This is a genomic window from Peribacillus psychrosaccharolyticus ATCC 23296 (genome assembly GCF_000305495.1).
GTDB lineage: Bacteria > Bacillota > Bacilli > Bacillales > DSM-1321 > Peribacillus > Peribacillus psychrosaccharolyticus.
This window is the reverse complement of record NZ_AJTN02000105.1, coordinates 1-1,471: the sequence shown is the minus strand read 5'-3', so window position 1 is coordinate 1,471 and position 1,471 is coordinate 1. Positions and strand designations below refer to the sequence as shown.

Below are 1,471 nucleotides of genomic sequence, written 5' to 3'. Positions count from 1 at the left end.
GTCAGCTCTAATTTGGCCATGCTAGAGCCTTGACGAAGTCCGATGGACTCTCTGGCTGCTCTCTTTAACTCTTGTATTTTGTTCAGTCCCACACTCCGTGTAACAACTTTTCTTATTAAAATAACAATCCGATGTTTCCCTTCTGTCGCCAGGTCATTACTTGAGTCATATCGAATTTGAATCCACAGGTGTTTTAGCAGACGAAGACAAACAATTTGTAGCGGATCTACTGACGACCATTGGTTATTCCACAACGGTAAAACATTTAGAAAATGTCGGTAATTCTAATTTGGATGATGTGCAATCAGAGTATATAGGAGAACTTAAGGACAACGCCTGTTATCAACAAAATCCATTGTATAGTCTATACGATCAAGTTTTAATTGAAAACTGTGGTTATTTGCTCAGGATGCTTAGAAGCTAATTTAACGCTGGACACATACGAATAGCTAATGGAAATTATGATCAGATCCTGCCTCATACTGAAAGGCTGAATATAGAGGTTAGTTCGTCACCTGCCTTTGTTGATGTGTTTGTTACATTTCTCCCTGAAACACAAAAAAGGTTGAGACTGTTACCTAAGTAGTTCAGATAATGTGGAGAAAAATTCAAATAACACTCAAAATATCGAATGAAACAGCATACTAATTAGCTCATATATTAACAACTATATTATCACAAATAAAGCTAAGCATAAGTTGCTTAGCTTTATTTCATTGATTTGTTATCAAGACGATAAAAATTAACTTTGTTATCGGCTAACCAAAATTCTATGGATATGTTTCTTTTCTTATCTACATAACCTATAATATCTAAACCTTGTTCTATACGAAGATAGTAATTATCTCCATATGCTTGTATAACATCCTTTTTTGTATCACCAATTTTTATTCCTTTTGCAGTTTCTAAACTACTATCGGTTATGATAAATCTAGTAATTTTACCCTTTTTATTTACTGCTACCTCAATTCCATTACTTAAATGAAAGTAATCATAGCTTTCAACATCTCGACTTTGTTCTGTTTTCTGCCCATACTTTTCTGATATTTTTTTGCTGTAATAATCATCATTCAAAGACAATCCATCAACACTCTCATTGCCTAAATTTGTGGTGCTTGTAATCAGATAATGATATGAGCGAGGGAAGTTTTGGTCTAATGTAAAGGCAGATAGCAAAAAAACAATCCCTATCAAAGCTACAAAAATTATAATTTGTTTCAAATAAAACTCCTTTATAAAATGTATGTCATTAGATAATTTTACCACAATTTTCAAAATACCTAATATAATACTCACTCTATTTCAGTCGCACTTATCTAAGATAAATAATAAAGGAGGAAACGAAAAGTGAGCGATTCATTAGAGGAAAACCAAAAGGCCTGGATCTATGCTGTAAACTTAAATCAAATTGACGGAGCATATCACCCAAGCGCTTATTAACCGCAATGATGAAGGATGAAATACAAGGGGG

General features: G+C 33.5%; 2 protein-coding genes. One reads left to right on the top strand and one right to left on the bottom strand.

The window, feature by feature from the left end; translation table 11 throughout:
* Positions 1-160: 160 nt before the first annotated feature.
* The gene (locus WYK_RS24850) at positions 161-424 is read left to right on the top strand and encodes a hypothetical protein (protein WP_161629113.1); all 264 of its coding nucleotides are present in this window, start codon (positions 161-163) and stop codon (positions 422-424) included.
* A 284-nt stretch (positions 425-708) separates the two neighbouring features.
* Here the strand turns inward: WYK_RS24850 and WYK_RS06255 are convergent, their stop codons facing one another.
* Positions 709-1,221: a hypothetical protein gene (locus WYK_RS06255; protein ID WP_051387349.1), complete on the bottom strand. Its 513-nt coding sequence runs from the start codon at positions 1,219-1,221 to the stop codon at positions 709-711.
* Positions 1,222-1,471: the final 250 nt, after the last annotated feature.